Source organism: Pseudoalteromonas rubra, from assembly GCF_005886805.2.
Classification (GTDB): domain Bacteria; phylum Pseudomonadota; class Gammaproteobacteria; order Enterobacterales; family Alteromonadaceae; genus Pseudoalteromonas; species Pseudoalteromonas rubra_D.
Window position 1 is genome coordinate 2,142,328 of record NZ_CP045429.1, and the last position, 19,071, is coordinate 2,161,398.

The 19,071-nt window shown below is 45.0% G+C and carries 17 protein-coding genes; 11 read left to right on the forward strand and 6 right to left on the reverse strand.

The annotated features are described in order from the left end of the window. Nucleotides 1-33: 33 nt before the first annotated feature. Entirely contained in the window at nucleotides 34-441 is a 408-nt protein-coding gene (locus CWC22_RS09195; protein WP_138536683.1) for an MAPEG family protein, read from the forward strand. A gap of 18 nt (nucleotides 442-459) precedes the next feature. On the opposite strand, the gene CWC22_RS09200 is transcribed toward CWC22_RS09195, so the two are convergent. The 6 genes from CWC22_RS09200 to CWC22_RS09225 form a co-directional block, all read right to left on the reverse strand. After that, nucleotides 460-936, reverse strand: a complete 477-nt coding sequence (locus CWC22_RS09200) for a hypothetical protein (RefSeq protein ID WP_138536685.1) — start codon at nucleotides 934-936, stop codon at nucleotides 460-462. 101 nt (nucleotides 937-1,037) lie between these two features. Further along, nucleotides 1,038-1,427 (reverse strand): DUF6463 family protein, encoded by a 390-nt coding sequence (locus tag CWC22_RS09205; RefSeq protein WP_138536687.1) that lies wholly within the window; start codon nucleotides 1,425-1,427, stop codon nucleotides 1,038-1,040. Then, a complete protein-coding gene (locus CWC22_RS09210; RefSeq protein WP_138536689.1) occupies nucleotides 1,424-1,963 on the reverse strand; it encodes a TetR/AcrR family transcriptional regulator in 540 nt (179 codons plus the stop codon). Before CWC22_RS09210 ends, CWC22_RS09205 begins: the two co-directional genes overlap by 4 nt. Next, nucleotides 1,960-2,460, reverse strand: a complete 501-nt coding sequence (locus tag CWC22_RS09215; RefSeq protein ID WP_138536691.1) for a DUF2867 domain-containing protein — start codon at nucleotides 2,458-2,460, stop codon at nucleotides 1,960-1,962. Before CWC22_RS09215 ends, CWC22_RS09210 begins: the two co-directional genes overlap by 4 nt. Before the next feature lie 315 nt (nucleotides 2,461-2,775). Then, the gene (locus CWC22_RS09220) at nucleotides 2,776-3,561 is read right to left on the reverse strand and encodes a nucleoside-binding protein (RefSeq protein WP_171044996.1); all 786 of its coding nucleotides are present in this window, start codon (nucleotides 3,559-3,561) and stop codon (nucleotides 2,776-2,778) included. A 129-nt stretch (nucleotides 3,562-3,690) separates the two neighbouring features. After that, nucleotides 3,691-5,004 carry a Na+/H+ antiporter NhaC family protein gene (locus CWC22_RS09225; RefSeq protein WP_010386110.1) on the reverse strand — a complete coding sequence of 438 codons (1,314 nt, stop codon included), beginning with the start codon at nucleotides 5,002-5,004 and terminating at the stop codon, nucleotides 3,691-3,693. 453 nt (nucleotides 5,005-5,457) lie between these two features. Here CWC22_RS09225 and dapB point away from each other — a divergent pair, with 453 nt between their 5' ends. The 10 genes from dapB to CWC22_RS09275 all read left to right on the forward strand — a co-directional run bounded on the left by dapB (nucleotide 5,458) and on the right by CWC22_RS09275 (nucleotide 18,932). After that, nucleotides 5,458-6,261, forward strand: a complete 804-nt coding sequence (dapB, locus tag CWC22_RS09230) for a 4-hydroxy-tetrahydrodipicolinate reductase (protein WP_138536693.1) — start codon at nucleotides 5,458-5,460, stop codon at nucleotides 6,259-6,261. 206 nt (nucleotides 6,262-6,467) lie between these two features. Then, on the forward strand, nucleotides 6,468-7,604 hold the full coding sequence (gene carA / locus CWC22_RS09235) for a glutamine-hydrolyzing carbamoyl-phosphate synthase small subunit (RefSeq protein WP_010386112.1): 1,137 nt from the start codon (nucleotides 6,468-6,470) through the stop codon (nucleotides 7,602-7,604). Between the two features lie 17 nt (nucleotides 7,605-7,621). Further along, complete coding sequence (gene carB / locus CWC22_RS09240; RefSeq protein ID WP_010386113.1) at nucleotides 7,622-10,840, forward strand: carbamoyl-phosphate synthase large subunit; 3,219 nt, start codon at nucleotides 7,622-7,624, stop codon at nucleotides 10,838-10,840. A gap of 45 nt (nucleotides 10,841-10,885) precedes the next feature. Beyond that, nucleotides 10,886-11,362, forward strand: coding sequence for a transcription elongation factor GreA (gene greA / locus CWC22_RS09245; protein ID WP_010386114.1), 477 nt, complete (start codon nucleotides 10,886-10,888; stop codon nucleotides 11,360-11,362). 130 nt (nucleotides 11,363-11,492) lie between these two features. Further along, the gene (locus tag CWC22_RS09250; protein WP_049863424.1) at nucleotides 11,493-11,807 is read left to right on the forward strand and encodes a TraR/DksA family transcriptional regulator; all 315 of its coding nucleotides are present in this window, start codon (nucleotides 11,493-11,495) and stop codon (nucleotides 11,805-11,807) included. Between the two features lie 13 nt (nucleotides 11,808-11,820). Further along, entirely contained in the window at nucleotides 11,821-12,072 is a 252-nt protein-coding gene (locus CWC22_RS09255; protein ID WP_046003101.1) for a YdcH family protein, read from the forward strand. Between the two features lie 487 nt (nucleotides 12,073-12,559). Further along, nucleotides 12,560-13,465 carry an SIR2 family protein gene (locus CWC22_RS09260; RefSeq protein WP_138536695.1) on the forward strand — a complete coding sequence of 302 codons (906 nt, stop codon included), beginning with the start codon at nucleotides 12,560-12,562 and terminating at the stop codon, nucleotides 13,463-13,465. Further along, nucleotides 13,458-16,274 (forward strand): hypothetical protein, encoded by a 2,817-nt coding sequence (locus CWC22_RS09265; protein ID WP_138536697.1) that lies wholly within the window; start codon nucleotides 13,458-13,460, stop codon nucleotides 16,272-16,274. Before CWC22_RS09260 ends, CWC22_RS09265 begins: the two co-directional genes overlap by 8 nt. Before the next feature lie 372 nt (nucleotides 16,275-16,646). Beyond that, entirely contained in the window at nucleotides 16,647-17,618 is a 972-nt protein-coding gene (locus CWC22_RS09270; protein ID WP_195879863.1) for a transposase, read from the forward strand. Between the two features lie 411 nt (nucleotides 17,619-18,029). Continuing rightward, nucleotides 18,030-18,932, forward strand: a complete 903-nt coding sequence (locus CWC22_RS09275; protein ID WP_138536700.1) for an HNH endonuclease — start codon at nucleotides 18,030-18,032, stop codon at nucleotides 18,930-18,932. The last annotated feature ends 139 nt before the right edge of the window (nucleotides 18,933-19,071 follow it).

The window sequence follows — 19,071 nt, forward strand, 5'->3', positions numbered from 1 at the left end:
TGCACCTAAATTATATACGGAAAGGAAATCAGCATGACAGACCTTTTGGCCCCATACCAGTTGAGTATTTTAGTGCTTGGGTTATCAGGCGCTTTGTTTTTAGTTCAATTGGCGGTTGTAGATATTATGGCAATTAAACAAAAGCACCCGCCGGGTGTGGCGGTGGCGCAGGATCCGGATGATTTTTTGTTTCGCTGCAATCGTGTGTTCGCCAACAGTAATGAAACTGTGGGGATCCTGATATTGGTGGTGATATTTGCGATGCTATCAGGGGCTAACCCCAGTTGGTTAAATGGACTGGCTGTGGTGTATTTGGCCTCCAGAGTTGGCCATATGGCTTGTTACTACCTCGGTAAAAAACTGATGCGCAGTGTTTCTTTCGGCATATGTTATGTCAGTTTGTTAGGCATATTTGGTATTGGATTATCTGCCTGGATATGATGAATCAGGCAGCAAACTTCAGGTTATGGCGCGAATAATGATCCCGGGGTCTGTGATCCCTTCTTTTTTCAGCGCCTCCTGAATATTTTTGATGATGTCGAAATATTGCTCCTGCAACTGCATCAGATACTGGCTTTTCATTTCAGTGAGCTGCTGTGTTGCTTCATCGGGCGAACGCTCAGCTTGCAACTCCATCAGCTCCTCTTTAAGTAACGTTATTTCTTCTTTAATCTCCTCGAGGCGCTCGAGCATACGTTGAATGTATGCCGGTACATCTTCGTATTTTTCAGCATCTTCTTTGGCTTTTTCCCCGGATAACACATGCTTGTCTTCATTAGACAAGGTGATACCCTGAGCTTCTTCTGCTGTGTCAGTAGCAGCGGCAGTTGCCTGCTCTTCGCTGGCCTTTTCATCAGCTGGCTCTTTAGCAAGCGCTGGTGGCTTAGTTTTAAATGCGGAAATATCCGTGGTGGCCTGGTGGATGATAAATGTCATTGCACGTTCCTTGGGTCATTCATGCGTGAAATACACACCGAATAATACTTTTATCTTATTCTGTATCGGCAGAGATAGTGACACCTTTAGGAAAAAAGTAACTATAAATGCGATGACTTGCGGTACCTTAGCCGTGTTATTGATGGCACTAACGCCAGGAGAATGAGCAGGTAACCACCCGAGAGCGGCATAATGATCACTATTATCAGGCCGAGGGTGAATAAAGCCGGGCAAAGCAGCCCTGGCAAAGGCACATCGTGTTGCTGCATGTGTTTCAGGACACACCCTAACAGAATAAACAAGGACCCGCAGACTAAAAACCAAACGATGGCTTCGCGATCGAATAACATCATGTCTTGTTTTATGGTGCTTGCGAACCAGCCATCCTGATGCATTGCAGTAAGCACCTCCCAGCCCATCAATAAACCAACCAGGTTATGTAGCAGGCCGATGGCAATCAGGCCATAACTCATGAAATAGGGGGATTTCATATCAACGCTCCTAATTGTTCTTTTGCTTGTTTTGAGCTCAGTGCCAGACAGTCCTGAACGGACAGGCGAGGGTAGAGCTGCTGCAGCCCGAGGAAGCTGGCATAGCTGGTTGTTGCCAGGTGTTCTGCGCGTGTTTGATCCAGACCTAATTCGAGGTAGCAGGTTTTAAGATAGTGCTGGCGCTGTGTGTCTATGGTACACAAATGGTGCTGGATGCTGGCATCTTTCAGTGCCCAGGCGCGAATATGTAGTTCGGCTTCAATGTCTGTGGCTGCGATGGCCTCATCAAGACGTTCCAGTCTGGTTAGTGGGCAGGGCTGCGTATCGGCAATGGCGATCAGACGTGTTGTAGCCTGTTCATACCAGTATGTCATGAGTGCGTCTATGAATGCCTGGCGATTTTTAAAATGATGATAAAAAGAGCCTTTGGTCACTTTTTTACAGGCGCATAGTCGGTCTATTGTCAGCGCATCAGGGCCACTGCTGATCAGCGTTTTTAAGGCAAATGCAAGCCAGCTTTGTTTTGCATCACTCATAATCTGCCCGCCTTCTTGGCACTCTGGATAACACTGCGAGCAATGACATAATGAAAGGGCAAGATGGCATTAAGGTAAATGCGCCCCGTTAGGGTCTTTGGGTTGACCAAAGTGGATACAATCACGGAGCTTTGCTGTTTTTTTACACTGAGATAAAAAACCATGTGGCGATCTTCCGAGTAACTGATGATCTCCTCCGGGTATTTTTCACAGACATTCAGAAAGCCAGCCTGATCACCTACTGCAAGCTCATCACTGGCTGGAGTCATGGTCTCTTGTCCGGTGGAAAAGCCAAAAACAGCGACCAGCTTGTTTCTGAGTCGCATCAGCCGTGTTACCCAACCGGGCATTGTATTAAAGATCCGGTATTGCAGCTGACTGGGGGTCAGGGTGGGGGTGTCGAGCACAATTTGTAATGCATCACGGAAATGGTGTGGGCCTGCTTTCGCCTGAAGACGATCGGGCTCTGGGGTCAGGCTAATAATATGACTGAACATAAAACAACTCCTTATGAGAATGAATGAACATACCATACTGTATGGTATGTTCATTAGCAATGATCTTTGTCCGATTTTTACTCAGAAGGCGTATTTAAAAAGTGAAGTGAGCAATACCAATTTGCTTAATTAAGTGATCTATTTTGAGGCGAGAAAATAGGGTCGATAACAAGGCAGAAATTTTGCTATTTAGTTGTTCTAAATGAGAAATTTTTAACGCTGTTAGTGCCCTATTTGCTCCTTCAAATAGACTAGGTATTAAGTGAAATTGGTATCAGCCGGGCCTGAACAGAGGGCCCGGTCAAACTGTGTGGCTTAAAACGTCCAGGCAAGGTGGATCTGGGGGACTGATTCGTCGGTATCAGTGCCCAGTTTATTTTGCCAGTATTGCCATTCGAGACCGAGCATGAGCTGGTTTTCAGGCATCTCCAGCGCGTGACCCAGATCCCAGCGTAAAATAGGCTGTGCCAGTAGCCAGTTGTTCACGTCGCCACCGACTTCATTATCACGACCTGTGAGGTATTCAACGTGACCGGTGAATTCAAACTTGTGGTCGCCTAAAGAGAATGGATAGCTCCAGGCCACATCCAGTATGTAACTGTTGGTTTCTTTCGGTGCGCCACCGGCTTTAACGCCGCGGCTGTCATCGATGTAGGCAGTTAAAGTGGTTGCGAAGAAATTAAACCCATCCAGGTTCCAGGACAGCTTTACGCCTGGCAGGTATTTCATGACTTTGGCATCACCGGCGGCGTTAAAGCCCATCACAATGCCAACGTCTTGTAATGGTGAGTCATTAAACTTCAGGCCCGCCAGTTTCCCCAGGCTAAAAGTCGAATACCATTCGCCGTAAAAATCGCCATCCTGATGACCATCATCCAGGTCATCTGTACTGTAATCGATAAAGAAAAAGTTATCTCCGTAGCGGTAGCCCGAGGCATGTTGCAGGGAGTAGATTGTCTGATTTGCTTTTTGCTGACTAAACGGGTTTTTGAACTCGCCATGGTTAATGTGTAATTGCGTGTTACTCCAGTCCGCGGCAGTGACCGATGTTGTTGTGAGCGTAAATCCCAGTGTGAGCGCAGTAAAAATAGGTGTTTTCATTGTTTCTCATGTTTGTGGGGTTATAAACAGCTGAATTATATACGCAAAATACTACAGAAAAGGAATAAAAAACTCATAATTTATTAATGCGGGGGAATTAATGGCATCCGCTTGGATGCCATTGAAGTATCAGTCTTTATGACGACGAATACAAATCACAGCGACCGCTGTAAATGCCAGAATAAAGCAGTAAAAAGACGAGGTAGACACTTCCCACGGGCTGATCTTAAAGGTAGCACCCAGTAACAGCGCTTGTGCGCCATAGGGTAGGGAGCCTTGCATCACACAGGCAAAAATATCCAACAGGCTGGCTGAACGTTTGCCTGAGATCTTTCCATCATCGGCCAGCTTCTTAGCAACGGGCCCTGCAACAATGATACTAACAGTGTTGTTCGCGATACACAGATTGCTGGTCAATACGAGCGCTGCAATGCCCAGTTGATCAGCTACTTTTCTGTGCCATTTGGCGATGAGCGCGGTGATTGCCTGGATCTTATGTGCCAGATAATCCAGTCCACCATTAACGCGAATAAACTCAGACAAACCACCAATGAACATAGAAAGCAGGAAAATCTCTTGCATGTCACTGAAGCCTTTATACACGTCTTTGACAAAGGCAGCGCCCTGGTAATCACCGGTGAATCCCATCAGGGCGGCGAAAATAATGCCACTAAAGAGCACCACAAAAACGTTAATGCCGACCACAGCCAGCACCAGAATAAACGCATAAGGCAGCACCAGCAGCCAGTCAAAAGGCTTGGTTTCAACAGCTTGTGGCTCAGGTGTCAGGAACACTAATAAGGCGACGGTGAGTGCAGCTGCAGGCAGAGCAATTTTCAGGTTTTCCCTGAATTTGTCTTTCATTTCACAGCCCTGAGTACGGGTTGCCGCTATGGTGGTGTCAGAAATAATCGATAAGTTATCTCCAAACATCGCGCCTGAGACTATGGTACCGGCCATCAGAGCCGGATCGATCCCGGTTTTGACGGAGACAGCGTAAGCAATGGGGCCGATGGCACCTATGGTACCCATGGACGTCCCCATGGCGGTTGAAACCACGGCCGCAATTAAAAACAGCCCGGGTAATAGCAGACTGGGTGGGATCAGCGATAAGCCGGCATTGACCACTGCGTCAACGCCCCCTGTGGCACTGGCCACCGACGAAAATGCGCCGGCAAGCAAGTAGATTAAACACATGGTGATGATATTGCTGTGCCCCGCACCTTTGATAAAGGTTTCAACGCTCTGGTTGATGGTGCCTTTGTTGATCCAAAACGCGATCACTATGGCTGGCAAAATGGCTACCGGTGCAGGTAACTGATAGAAAGCATAATCGACCCCCTGTGATTGCAGGTACAGACCCGCGCCCAGGAATAGGCCAACAAAGGTTAAAAGAGGTAGCAAAGAAAGCTTTGCTTGTGTGTGATTTAAGTTTGGCTGCATAGCACTCCCCAAAAACTAACCACAGCCAACGGATCCATTATTAGCTGCATTTAAACTACGTCGCCCGCAATAATTGAAATCGGCGAGGGCGGAAGTTTATATGGTTAGACGTCCAAAGTCCATGGTGTTTCGTTATTATGTTTATCTTCCCGGTAACGGAGTGTGCGCTGAGCACATCGACATGATTTACAGCGGATGAAACGCTTTTTTGGTAAAGCCAGTCTTACTCGAAGTATTAATCAGGCCTGCTTCACAGCGGTCCATGACGGGATAGATTAGTATTATTGTCAACTGACTATGACACAGAGATCGGGTAAACTCTAGGCCACAAAATCAATCATCCAACTAAAAAGCTGGGTGACTGGGCTTATCTCTCTTGCGCTGAAAATCGGGAAAATACGTTTCCGTACCACTGAACAGGGTGGAAAATCTAATACAAAGGAAAACCGCAATATGACGAAAATCGGTATTTTTGGCGCCAATGGCCGCATGGGTCTGGCGCTGATTGAAGCAGTCCAACAGTCTCAACATTGCCAGTTAGGTGGCGCGTTTGTCAGAGCATCATCGCCACATTTGGCTCAGCCCATTGCTAATTTACAGCCGCAAGCGCCGGCCGGGTCAACTTTTAGCGCTGAGCAACACCTAGGCGATGAGCTGGATGTACTGATCGACTTTACACTACCAGAAGGCATGCTCGGCCACCTGCAACAAGCTGTCGCGAACAACATACCAATGGTGATTGGCACAACCGGCCTGAGCGTGCAGCAAATGCAGGAGCTGGAATCCGCCTCACAGTCTATTCCGATCGTCTTTGCACGTAATTTTAGCGTGGGTGTAACCCTGATGCTGGACCTGGTACAGACCGCCGCGGCAAAGCTTGCAGATGAAATGGACATTGAAATTTTTGAAGCCCACCACCGTAACAAAGTAGACGCGCCGTCGGGCACCGCACTGGCGATTGGTGAAGCCATTGCAGAGGCAAAAGGCTGGGATCATGAGCAGGTTGCACGCTATGACCGAACTCAGGTACATGAGGCGAAAAGTCAACAAGAAATTGGCTATTCAGTGCTCAGAGCTGGCGATATAGTTGGTGAACACACAGCTTATTTTGCCACCATGGGAGAAAGGCTGGAATTAACACACAAAGCAACATCAAGACTAACCTTCGCATCAGGTGCTGTAAGGGCTGCACAGTGGTTAAAAGATAAGCCAAACGGACTTTATTCCATGCAAGATGTGCTTGGATTGAAGAAGTAAGCTTACTATTTTAGCGTGTTCGTTATAAAAAGTCGCTAAAAACCTTATTTTTTTATTTTTTACGTGAATTATTAGACGAATCTAAGAATGTGCTGTAGACTATAACGAATTTGCCAAAATTTTAATAACTGCGTGTTACCAAGCGCTTTGTAGACGGGAAGATAAGCGCTGGCTTGCTCCCGTTTTTTACTATCTAGGAGGTTAACTTGACTAAATCCGCTCTCTTAGTCCTTGAAGACGGCACTGTGTTTCGCGGTACTGCCATCGGCGCTGACGGCCTGTCCGTTGGTGAGGTAGTATTCAATACGTCTATGACGGGATATCAAGAAATTTTGACGGATCCTTCTTATGCAGAACAGATTGTGACGCTGACTTATCCGCACATCGGGAATACCGGTACTAATAGTGAGGATGAAGAAGCAGATAAAATCTGGGCTAAGGGTCTGGTAATTCGGGATTTGCCATTGCTTGCAAGTAATTTCCGTAACGAGCAATCGTTAAGTGACTACTTAAAAGCACGCAATATCCTTGGGATTGCCGATATAGATACGCGTAAGCTGACGCGCATCCTGCGTGATAAGGGCGCTCAAAATGGCTGCATCATCGCGGGCGATGAGATTGATGAGCAGCAGGCACTGGAAGCGGCAAAAGCGTTCCCAGGCCTTAAAGGGATGGATTTAGCGAAAGTCGTTACAACAGAACAGACTTATGAGTGGCGTGAAGGGAGCTGGACTTTAGGTCAGGGCTTCCAAACTCTGAGTTCTGAGGAAGAAAAATTTCATGTTGTAGCGTATGATTTTGGTGTGAAAAAGAACATTCTTCGTATGTTGGTTGACCGTGGCTGTAAACTGACAGTAGTACCTGCAGAAACCTCCGCTGCAGAAGTGCTGGCGATGAATCCAGACGGTATTTTCCTGTCTAACGGCCCTGGTGACCCTGAGCCATGTACTTATGCAATCGATGCGATTAAAGCCTTCTTAGAAACTGATACGCCTATCTTTGGCATTTGTTTGGGCCATCAGTTACTGGCGCTGGCTTCTGGTGCGCAGACGGTGAAAATGAAATTCGGTCACCATGGCGGTAACCACCCGGTGAAAGACCTGGAGCGTGACGTGGTAATGATCACAGCACAGAACCATGGTTTCGCAGCGGACGAGGCCACTTTGCCAGATAACCTGCGTGCAACGCATAAATCGTTGTTCGACGGTACCTTGCAGGGTATCCATCGTACTGACAAGCCGGCTTTCAGCTTCCAGGGTCACCCTGAAGCAAGCCCGGGTCCGCACGATGCAGCACCGCTGTTCGACCACTTCATTGAATTAATGCAAGCACGTAAAGCCTAATTAGAACCGGAGTAACAATGCCAAAACGTACCGACTTAAACAGCATACTGATCCTGGGCGCAGGCCCAATCGTCATCGGCCAAGCCTGTGAGTTTGACTACTCTGGTGCTCAGGCGTGTAAAGCGCTGAGAGAAGAGGGCTACCGGGTTATTCTGGTTAACTCAAACCCGGCAACCATCATGACTGACCCGGAAATGGCAGATGCAACTTACATCGAGCCAATTCACTGGGAAGTGGTTGAGAAAATCATTGAAAAAGAAAAGCCAGACGCGGTACTACCGACTATGGGTGGCCAGACTGCGCTGAACTGTGCGCTTGACCTGGACAAGCATGGTGTACTGGCTAAGCACGGTGTTGAGCTGATTGGTGCAACTGCGGATGCCATCGACAAAGCTGAGAACCGAGAGCGCTTCGACGTTGCGATGAAGAACATTGGCCTTGAGTGTCCTCGTGCCGAGATTGCACACTCAATGGATGAAGCGCACGACGTTCTGTCGCGCATTGGCTTCCCGTGTATCATTCGTCCTTCCTTCACCATGGGTGGTACCGGTGGTGGTGTTGCTTACAACATGGAAGAGTTTGACGAAATCTGTACCCGTGGTCTTGATTTGTCTCCGACCAACGAGCTGTTGATCGACGAGAGCTTGCTGGGCTGGAAAGAATACGAAATGGAAGTGGTGCGTGACAAAAACGACAACTGCATCATTGTGTGTTCTATCGAGAACTTCGACCCTATGGGTGTGCATACTGGTGACTCAATCACAGTGGCACCAGCACAAACTCTGACTGACAAAGAATATCAGATCATGCGTAACGCCTCGATGGCGGTACTGCGTGAGATTGGCGTAGAAACCGGTGGTTCAAACGTTCAGTTCGGTGTTAACCCGGACGATGGCCGTATGGTTATCATTGAAATGAACCCGCGTGTATCGCGTTCATCAGCACTGGCGTCTAAAGCAACCGGTTTCCCGATCGCTAAGATTGCAGCTAAGCTGGCAGTGGGTTACACCCTGGACGAGCTACAAAATGACATCACAGGCGGTGCAACCCCTGCGTCATTCGAACCGTCAATCGATTACGTTGTAACTAAGATCCCACGCTTTAACTTCGAGAAGTTCGCCGGCGCTAACGACCGTCTGACTACACAGATGAAGTCAGTGGGAGAGGTGATGGCCATTGGTCGTAACCAGCAAGAATCACTACAAAAAGCACTTCGTGGTCTGGAAGTGGGCGCAACAGGTCTTAACCCAATTGTTGCACTGGACGACCCGAAAGCGAAAGAAACCATTATTCGTGAACTACGTGAGCCAGGCGCAGAGCGTATCTGGTACATCGCCGATGCAATGCGTCACGGTATGAGCGTAGAAGAAGTGTTCGAGCTGACCAAAGTTGACCGCTGGTACCTGGTTCAGATTGAAGACATTCTGAAAGACGAAGCAACCATCGCTGAAGTGGGCATGGCCGGTCTGAACAAAGACTTCCTGCGTCGCCTGAAGCGTAAAGGTTTCTCAGATCCGCGCATCGCAGAGATTGCCGGTGTGTCTGAAAAAGAAATTCGCAAGAAGCGTCACCAGCTGGATATCCTGCCGGTTTATAAGCGCGTTGATACTTGTGCAGCAGAATTCAGCTCAGACACGGCTTACATGTACTCATCTTACGATGAAGAGTGTGAAGCGGCACCATCTGACAAAGATAAAATCATGGTAATTGGTGGTGGTCCTAACCGTATCGGTCAGGGCATCGAGTTCGATTACTGCTGTGTACACGCTGCGCTGGCAATGCGTGAAGATGGCTACGAGACCATCATGGTTAACTGTAACCCTGAAACGGTTTCAACTGACTACGATACGTCAGATCGTCTGTTCTTCGAGCCAATCACATTGGAAGATGTGCTTGAAATCGTTCGCGTTGAAAAGCCTAAAGGTGTGATTGTTCAGTACGGTGGTCAAACACCACTGAAACTGGCCCGTGACCTTGAAGCAAATGGCGTGCCTGTAATTGGTACTTCTCCTGACGCAATCGATCGCGCGGAAGACCGTGAGCGTTTCCAACAGCTGGTTGAGCGTCTTGATCTGCTTCAGCCTGAAAACGCAACGGTCACGTCACTGGAAGAAGCGATTGCGAAATCTCAGGAAATCGGCTTCCCACTGGTTGTACGTCCTTCTTATGTGCTGGGTGGTCGTGCGATGGAAATCGTGTATGACGAAGATGACCTGCGTCGCTATATGACCGAAGCGGTATCTGTGTCCAACGAAGCACCAGTACTGCTGGACCGTTTCCTGGATGACGCCATTGAAGTAGACGTTGATGCGATCTGTGACGGTGAGAACGTCATCATTGGCGGTATCATGGAACACATTGAACAAGCCGGTGTTCACTCTGGTGACTCAGCTTGTTCATTGCCAGCACACTCTCTGTCTCAGGAAATCCAGGACGTAATGCGCAAGCAAGTGCGTGACATGGCACTTGAGCTGGGCGTGGTTGGTCTGATGAATACTCAGTTCGCAGTCAAAGACGGTCAGGTTTACCTGATTGAAGTGAACCCGCGTGCTGCGCGTACCGTGCCGTTTGTTTCTAAAGCAACCGGTGTTGCGCTGGCAAAAGTGGCAGCACGTTGTATGGTTGGCCAGTCTTTGGAAAGCCAGGGCGTGACGAAAGAAGTTATCCCACCTTACTACAGCGTAAAAGAAGTAGTACTGCCATTTGCTAAGTTCCAGGGTGTTGACCCAATGCGTGGCCCAGAGATGCGTTCTACGGGTGAAGTGATGGGTGTTGGTGAAAACTTCGCCGAAGCCTTCGCAAAAGCGCAATTAGGTGCATCAAACGCTTTACCACGTGGTGGTCGCGCGCTACTATCTGTTCGCAATGGTGACAAGGCACGTGTTGTTGAGTTGGCTAAGACCATGAAAGCCATTGGCTTTGAGCTGGATGCAACCAAAGGTACAGCACAAGCTCTGGAAGACGCCGGCATCGAAGTACGTCGCGTAAACAAGGTATTCGAAGGTCGTCCGCACATTCTTGACCGCATCAAGAATGGTGAGTACAGCTACATTGTTAATACCACAGAAGGCCGTCAGGCTATCGAAGATTCGAAGGTGTTACGTCGTGGTGCACTTCAGCATAAGACTAACTACACCACTACGCTCAATGCAGCGTTTGCAAACTGTACAGCTAATGAGGCTGATGACAGAAGTTCTGTAAACTCTGTTCAGGAGCTACACCAGCGTTTGAACTAAGAAGAACAAGGCCAGAGCGTAAGCTCTGGCAATGAGTGAGATACTATGCAATCAATTCCGATGACAGTACGAGGCGAAGAAATGCTTCGTGAAGAACTGAACCACTTAAAGAAAGTCGTCCGTCCAAAGATCGTTGCCGATATCGCGGAAGCCCGTGAACACGGCGATCTGAAAGAAAACGCCGAGTACCATGCTGCACGTGAGCAGCAGGGATTCTGTGAAGGCCGCATCCAGGAAATTGAAGCCAAGCTGTCAACATCACAGGTCATTGACGTCACTAAAATGGCAAACAATGGCAAAGTGATCTTTGGCAGCACGGTGACCATAGTCAATGTTGATACGGACGAGGAAGTGACCTACAAAATCGTAGGTGATGATGAGGCAGATATTAAAAACAATCTGATCTCAGTTAACTCGCCAATTGCACGTGGTCTGATTGGAAAAGAACTGGATGATTCAGTGAGCATTCAAACTCCTAACGGTAGCGTTGAATACGACATCATCGAAGTTGAATATGTCTAGATTTGTCTAACCTATAGCACCAAAAACCCGACCCAGTGTCGGGTTTTTTATTGCCCACTCCTTAACCTTGTGCCAGATCAAAGAGCCTTAAAAGTAGCGCGTTATGATGAGTTTAACAAAGGAGAACATCATGACTGCTGACCAACTAAATAGTTTTCTCAAAACCAAACAAAACGAACTGAGTCAACGGATAGCCGCCATTGAAGCCGATTTCAGAAAGGGCCGGTCGGCCAACTTCGCAGAGCAAAATACAGAGCGTGAAAACGACGATGTACTGGACGAAATTCACCAGGAAGCGAAGCAAGAGCTGGTAATGGTGAATCAAGCGATACTGCGTATAGAGCAGGGGGCTTATGGCTTGTGTCAGCATTGTGAAGAACAAATCAACCCGGAGCGTTTAAACGCTCTGCCTTACACAACGACTTGTATTAAATGCGCAAAATAGAAAGGACCGTATTATGACAATTGAAAAACATGATCTGCACCACGAGTTTCCTGAATACAAAGATGAGATCCACCACCTGAAAATGAACGACGCACACTTCGCCCGTTTGTTTAAAGAGTACCATGAGTGCGACCACGAGGTACATCGCATAGAAACCGGCGCAGAAAACACCTCTGACGACTATCTTGAGTCACTGAAAAAACAGCGCCTGCACCTAAAAGATCAGCTGTTTTCTATTATTAAGAAAGCGCAGACTGTTGCTTAAGATAAATAAGTCTTAACTTGAACTGTCAGATTTGGCTGATAGAGCTTAATCTGACGGTTTTTTGTGTTAGAAGCGGGGGTTTAGTTATTACTTGTTTGTGGACAGGAATGTTTTAGCGTTAGCTATTCAACTAATTAATGAATAAAACTTCGAAGGTTAGAAAATCTGATCTTTAGGGTTGAATCTAATCTGACAGTGAATGGCTGTTTTTGCCAAAAGTTGACCTACCAGTGTAACTTGTTTCTGCCCCGAAAAAAAGTTACAAGACAAATGATTGAGTTCTAAAAGTTGATATCTGTTTAGGTGCAGCGTAGCGTGTATGGGTTCATTACTCAAATTCTATTTCCTAAAGACTTCATATTCACATACTATGTTTTATTAATGGTAAAAATCATGTAAATTAACTGATGGTTAGAGTGATTTCTTAAGGCATTAAAATGAAAGGCCTGATGCAAGATTTGCTAACAGGGAAAGTAAAGGTAGATTAATGGCGGCTCTACGACCAGAACCTAAGTTACCAGAAGAAATAATCGAGGCTGCGAAAGCGGGAAATTTGGTCTTATTCATAGGTGCAGGAATATCAAGAATGGCAGGCCATCCTTCATGGGATGGATTTGCCGATACTGTGGTAAATCAGCTTGTTAAAAACGAAGTTATCGATCACCATGAAAAGTCATTAATTAATGCCCTTCCAGACCCAAGGAAACGTTTGTCAATTGCCAAGATTTTGGATGAGGATAATGGTGCAAAAGTTGACTATAAAAAAATATTTGAATTAGATAAGCCTTTGTGTAATGTCTATGATTTTATAAACAAATATGATTGTACTTTTGTAACTACAAACTACGATAAGCTGATCAAGCCAACAAAATCTCAAGGTAAACCAGAAACCAGTTGGCGTAGCTTCAAACGTGAAGATTTATTAAACGCAAAACTAGATACAAGAGGGGCGGTGATTCACTTGCATGGTTGTGTAGATGATCCATCAAGTATGATTGTTACAACTAAGGATTACTTGGAACACTACGTCTCCGATGAAGTCCCTAAGTTCCTCAGCCACCTTTTTTCCACGAAAGTCGTTCTATTTCTTGGTTATGGATTGGAAGAAACTGAAATACTTGAATATATATTGAAGTCTAGTAATCAGAAAGAAGAACCTCAGAAGCGACTGTTTATATTACAAGGCTTCTTCAATGCGGAAGAGCCATTATTTAACAAATTGAAAGCTTACTATGAGCAATCATTTAATGCACAACTGATCGTTTTTCCAAGAGATCATGAAGATTATGCACAACAGCAAGCCATTATCAACAAGTGGTGCGATGAACTTGAGTTTAAAGACTTAGCTCTTGTTGACAAGTTAGCTGCGTTAGAGGCAGATCTGGATGAGTAATGAATTAAGTGCTAAGCAACGAAGTGCTTTACAGAGAGTAATAGATGACCCGGCTTTACAACCTTGGCTTTTTAAAAAAGTTGATAGCCTAATATGGTTTGATGCATTTAAAGATAGCGGCCTATTTTCACCAGAACTAAACCCTAAGCCACGTGAGACGGCTGATAACACTTTTCAAATTCCTTCATGGCCCATCACTGAATACCTTGTTTCGTCATCTCTTAAATTAAGAGATGAAAATGATGTTGAAATGGCACGGAAATATTTAAGCCTGCTAAAAGAAGTAACTCAATACGCTATGGTAAACGAGCGTTCTAACTACAGGACATGGTGGCAATTCAGTAAGGTTCTTAGAAATATCCCTTTAGAGGCTATCAAACTTGACGATCTTGACTGTGTTAGCGACTGGCTAAACGATAAATTTGACCGCTATCTTGTTAATAAAGAAATCAGTGATTGGATGTTAAAGCTGATTGAAATTAATACCGAGCAGTCGGTTTCATTCGCCACCTTTTTGTTGGACAAGATATTTGAGATTCACAGTGTTGAAGGCAGATACTCAGACAAAAAATATGAAGCCGTATTGGGCTTTGGAGACTATCAAGCAGGAAAATTTGTAGATGAGAATGCTTTAGCTCTCGGTGAAAAGTTGGGCTTGCTAGCAGTAAACTTATGTGAGCAAAAACTCAAAGAAGTACTCGATATTAATCGCAATGATAAATGGTCCAATGTTTGGCGAAATTCAATACCTGAGCATAAGCAAAACAGAAGACACAATGACACAGGTGATATTGTTTTAAAGCTTTTTAGAGATGCCTTGTTAGGTTACGTAAAACAAGATTCTGACAATAAGGCTAATGGCAAACTTATAGAGTTAATCAGCAATGATTACCAAACGATTAAGCGTGTCGCTATTTATATTGCTGGTGAATGCTTTGAAAAACTAGATAAGGAAGTGGTAAATTTTGTTATTCAGCCGAATCATTTTAATGATAAGTATCGCCATGAGCTTTGGCATTTTATCCACAAGAATTTTTCTTCACTACAAGCGGAGCAGCAACAATCAGTTATTGAAGCGATAGAATCATTGAGTGTAACTGAGGAACACACTGGAGTGCTATTATGCAAACCAACTGCTTACAAGCAGTCAAATTGGTTTGCCGCAATCAAAGATGAAAATAGAGTGACACAAGAGAAGTATCGAGTTTGTGTTGATATTACAGGTGTGGAGCCAGATCATCCCGACTTTTCATGTTATATGAGCGGTGGCGTTGCGGTAGATGTATCTCCACTGTCTGTATCTGAACTTGCTGTTATGCTTGAAGACATTGATTCGTTGATACATTTCTTAAACGAGTATAAAGAAGTTGGACACTTCAATGAGCCGGGCATTGAGGGTTTAGTTAATACGTTTGAGGAGCTAGTTTTACTCGATAGTTGTGAAATTCTTAATAATTTAGATGTATTCATTGACCTTAAGCCACATTATTTACATAAAATTTTCTCTGCTTACTCCAAGTTATGGGCAGATAAAGCACTGCGACCGTGGAATGAACTTTGGCCTAAAATTATTCACTTTGCTGGCAAAGTGTTCAATGAAGCTTCTTTTTGGGATTCCGTTGATAATGTCGATTCAGGCCCGTTCATTGGCGACAAACATTGGGTGGTCAGTTCATATTGTCGATTAGTCGAAGCTGGATGTGAAAATGATGAACGCGCTTTTGAGCTTGAGTTAACAGATGATGTTAAAAATACGCTTGAGCTAATTCTAAACAAAGAATCGGGCGAAGATTTTAATGATAACTCTGATGCAGTATCTATCGCTATAAATAGCCCAAGAGGTCGATGCCTCGAGGCTTACGTCAAATTAGCTCTATACCAATGCAGAAACGTTGGTAAAGATTCAGAAGAGCGAAAACGAATATGGGCTGGTTATCAGCCAACATTCGATAATGAACTGGGCAAGCCACATGCTGCTGGTGAATATGAGTTTATTACAATTCTATTAATGTATGTGCGTAACTTTTTTTATCTATCTAAAAACTGGACTGTGCAAAATATTGAGTCAATGTTTGGTGAAAAAAAATCTCTTCAATGGCGATGCGCTTTACAAGCCTATTCACATGTAGGTTGGTTAATTCCAGAAATTCATGCTTATTTTAAAGAAAAGAATTTTTATCCTGCATTGCTAGATGATGAAAGCCTGTCAGATACGGTTAAAGGTCGCTATATAGAGTACGCATGTATTGCGTATCTTCAAAAAAGAGATCAACTTGATGATAAAAGCTTGTTGAGACTTCTTTTATTTAGACAAAAAGAAAGTGAGTTAAGTAAAGTTGTTTGGTTTTTATGGTCTATAAGAGACCAAAATGTAGAAAAGACCAAAGTGTTAGTATTTGCTTTATGGCCTGATTTAGTTGATCTAATAAATCAGCAAGACTCTAATACAAAGCCTTTGGCATCCAAGCTAGCTTTGTGGGCGGAATACATTGAAGAGCTGAATGTGGATACTAAAACTTGGTTGATGGCAGTCGCTCCATATATTAATGACGATCACAATGGTATGTCGTTTATGCAAGAAATGGCGAGGTTGAGTGAAGGCTATGCCTCGGATGTTGCAGACATTTGGATCAAAACATTATCAAAGCCATTTTATATGTATGATCTAGACCCTTTAGAAACAATATTTAAGAATATAATTTCCTTAGGTCAGGTCGGACAGGCTGTTGCAAGAGAAATTGCTGACATTTATATAGAAAATAATGACGAGCCAGTCGTAGCACTGTATCGAAGGATTATTAGAGAATGACAAACAGAGACATATATGGACGCTCCAGCGATGTCAAGCCGAGTAGGCCTGCGGGGTAGCGAGTTTTCGTTATCCCGTTCGTTATGTTACCTGTGTTGCCATGCCTGATGCTTGGTCCAGTCCGCTATAAATGTGTTGCTCTGACATATATCCGGGCTTGACTGGTTATCCAGCGCCCCTAAAGACAAACAGAGAACAAACAGAGACACCCACCCGAAATTGGCGTGCGCGACAAACAGAGACACCCACCCGAAACTGGCGTGCGGAATGTACGTCGTCGGAAGGATTGAACGGACACCCACCTGAAACTGGCGTATGGAATGTACGTCGTATACCTTTAGGTAATACTCAATGGATTGAGGATGACAAATTATGCCAACTGCAAGGAAAAAGCAGGTCAGCTCATCAGACACTAAGTACTACCACTGCATATTCCTGTGTGTTCGCCGGGCATTTCTGTGCGGCCAAGACCGCGTAACGGGCAAGTCTTTTGAACATCGCCGAGACTGGGTTGAGGACAAATTGCTGACCCTTGCGAAGGTGTTTTGCATTGATGTGTGTGGTTATGCCGTTATGGGCAATCATACGCATATCGTGTTGTATGTGGATGATAAGAAAGCACAAGGGTTATCAGATAAAGCGATAGTACTTCGCTGGCATAAACTGTTTAAAGGCAACTGGCTGACGCACAAGTTCATTAATGGTGATGAGCTGAGCGAGTCAGAGCACAGTATACTTGATGCAGACATCAGTGAATTCAGAATACGCCTTGCGAGCATCAGCTGGTTTATGCGGGTGTTGAATGAAGATATTGCCCGCAAGGCCAATAAGGAAGATGGTTGTACAGGTCGATTTTGGGAAGGAAGATTCAAGTCAGAGGCCTTACTGGATGAAGCTGCACTGGCAGCGTGCCTGGCTTATGTTGACCTGAACCCAGTCAGAGCCAAAATGTCAGAGACACCGGAAACGTCTGATTACACCAGCATTAAAAAGCGTATTGAGTATGCACGGCAAGGAAAGCAACCCAAAAGCTTACTGCGCTTTGCAGGTAATCCAAGAAAACACATGCCCAAAGGGCTGCCCTTTGAACTGACATATTATATTCAACTGGTTGAGCTAACAGGCCGGTGCATGCGTGCAGACAAGCGAGGTTACATCAGCGAAAATGAGTCACTGCTGACACGATTGCAAATAGAGCCGGATAACTGGCTCAAACTCACTACGCAATTTACAAAGGTATTTCATGGTGCGGTCGGGCGAAATCAAGCGATGACGGATTACTGTGAGCACCTTAACAAAAGGCGACGCGCCAACTTGACTCAATGCGAGCGGTTACTGGGTTAACACTTTTTCTTCAGTGGCAACTCAATTTATCCCAGCTCAGGTTTGGGTATGTTCTCGTATTGTCCGAATCTGATTATTCTTCAGGGTTTCGTGCTTACACGTATGACTTTTAATGCTCAGAGCTTATAGAAAGCGCAGCATTTGATGGTCTTGCATTTCTTTATTGAACCTGCCGCGTCGTATGACAGACAAGTTTGGAATGGGTGTCTGCTAATTGCTCTATTTGATTGCTTTTATGTCCCATGCTATTTGTCCCACCAACTGGAATTTGCCGCTATGTTATCTGCCTGTTTACAGTAGCAATTATTAGTGGAATTATGAAGGTATGTAATATGAGCCGCTTTGGTATGTTATGAACTACCAAATTTGGACAGAATAAGTTGTTATACGTATTAGTTCAGAGGAAGTATTATGCAGTTATTTTTCCATGATGTTGGCTTAAAAGGAGCTAATGCAGATTTTCCCAAAACTGTCTTTGGTGAAGTCGCTGTTTCCGACATCGTCGAATATTGTCCACCTGATCTACAAGCAGAAATAGAAGATAAGCTACTAGCTGAGTTTCCAGATGGCTGGTGTAACGTCTGGGGAGTTCCTGACGGCGCCAAGAGTGTTATTCGTCAACTTAAAGTTGACGATGTCATGCTGTTAATCAAGACCACTGGTGGTGATGGTGAAATGCCAGCTCTTTGTCATGTAAAAGGTTTTTGGAAAGAACAGCTTTTAGATCTTTCAAACTTTTTGTGGGGAAGTAGTCATTTCCCCTACGTGTTCTTTTTCAAAACTCAGCATATCGAACTGACTTGGACCCAGTTCAAGAAAGATGTTCAATATATGCCTAACTTTCGACCGTCAGGAAATGTTTATCGTGTGAAAAGCGATCGACTTGAACACTTTGGTGGTTCAGCCGGCTATGTTAGTCATCTTTTACAAAAAACATATGTAATCGATGATCTAGGTGACTATGAAATTAGAGAGAACTCACCAGAGCAGGAGTATGCTGAGGGCGAACGGCAGGTACGTGAAGCTTCGTATTTCAAGCGTAACGCTAAGTTAGTAAAAGACGCAAAATCTGAGTTTGGCTTTATATGCCAGGTTTGTGATTTTGATTTCGAGTCAGTGTATGGAAAAGAACTAGGCGCTGGTTTTATCGAGTGCCATCATAAGAATCCTTTACACGAAAAAGATGAGGACTACATCAGTACATTAAATGATGTTTGTGTGGTTTGTTCAAATTGTCACCGCATGCTTCATCGCACCAAGCCTGCAATGAAACCCGAAATTCTTAAAGCAAAACTGCTTAAAAAATACGTATAACAGGGCGTTACGGTTGTAGGTAAAATACTTAATTTTAGGTTACTGGAACAACGCGGTAGGCTTGGTTTTTTCAAAGTAAATTCATGATTTTTGTTGGATGGCGACGCTGTGCGCCTTATCCCGACCAAACAGATTGAAC

Excerpts from the sequence above, each read along its gene's own strand:
- CWC22_RS09195 (WP_138536683.1), top strand. The coding sequence starts at position 34 with ATGACAGACCTTTTGGCCCCATACCAGTTGAGTATTTTAGTGCTTGGG.
- CWC22_RS09200 (WP_138536685.1), bottom strand. The coding sequence starts at position 936 with ATGACATTTATCATCCACCAGGCCACCACGGATATTTCCGCATTTAAA.
- CWC22_RS09205 (WP_138536687.1), bottom strand. The coding sequence starts at position 1,427 with ATGAAATCCCCCTATTTCATGAGTTATGGCCTGATTGCCATCGGCCTG.
- CWC22_RS09210 (WP_138536689.1), bottom strand. The coding sequence starts at position 1,963 with ATGAGTGATGCAAAACAAAGCTGGCTTGCATTTGCCTTAAAAACGCTG.
- CWC22_RS09215 (WP_138536691.1), bottom strand. The coding sequence starts at position 2,460 with ATGTTCAGTCATATTATTAGCCTGACCCCAGAGCCCGATCGTCTTCAG.
- CWC22_RS09220 (WP_171044996.1), bottom strand. The coding sequence starts at position 3,561 with ATGAAAACACCTATTTTTACTGCGCTCACACTGGGATTTACGCTCACA.
- CWC22_RS09225 (WP_010386110.1), bottom strand. The coding sequence starts at position 5,004 with ATGCAGCCAAACTTAAATCACACACAAGCAAAGCTTTCTTTGCTACCT.
- dapB (WP_138536693.1), top strand. The coding sequence starts at position 5,458 with ATGACGAAAATCGGTATTTTTGGCGCCAATGGCCGCATGGGTCTGGCG.
- carB (WP_010386113.1), top strand. The coding sequence starts at position 7,622 with ATGCCAAAACGTACCGACTTAAACAGCATACTGATCCTGGGCGCAGGC.
- greA (WP_010386114.1), top strand. The coding sequence starts at position 10,886 with ATGCAATCAATTCCGATGACAGTACGAGGCGAAGAAATGCTTCGTGAA.
- CWC22_RS09250 (WP_049863424.1), top strand. The coding sequence starts at position 11,493 with ATGACTGCTGACCAACTAAATAGTTTTCTCAAAACCAAACAAAACGAA.
- CWC22_RS09255 (WP_046003101.1), top strand. The coding sequence starts at position 11,821 with ATGACAATTGAAAAACATGATCTGCACCACGAGTTTCCTGAATACAAA.
- CWC22_RS09260 (WP_138536695.1), top strand. The coding sequence starts at position 12,560 with ATGGCGGCTCTACGACCAGAACCTAAGTTACCAGAAGAAATAATCGAG.
- CWC22_RS09265 (WP_138536697.1), top strand. The coding sequence starts at position 13,458 with ATGAGTAATGAATTAAGTGCTAAGCAACGAAGTGCTTTACAGAGAGTA.
- CWC22_RS09270 (WP_195879863.1), top strand. The coding sequence starts at position 16,647 with ATGCCAACTGCAAGGAAAAAGCAGGTCAGCTCATCAGACACTAAGTAC.
- CWC22_RS09275 (WP_138536700.1), top strand. The coding sequence starts at position 18,030 with ATGCAGTTATTTTTCCATGATGTTGGCTTAAAAGGAGCTAATGCAGAT.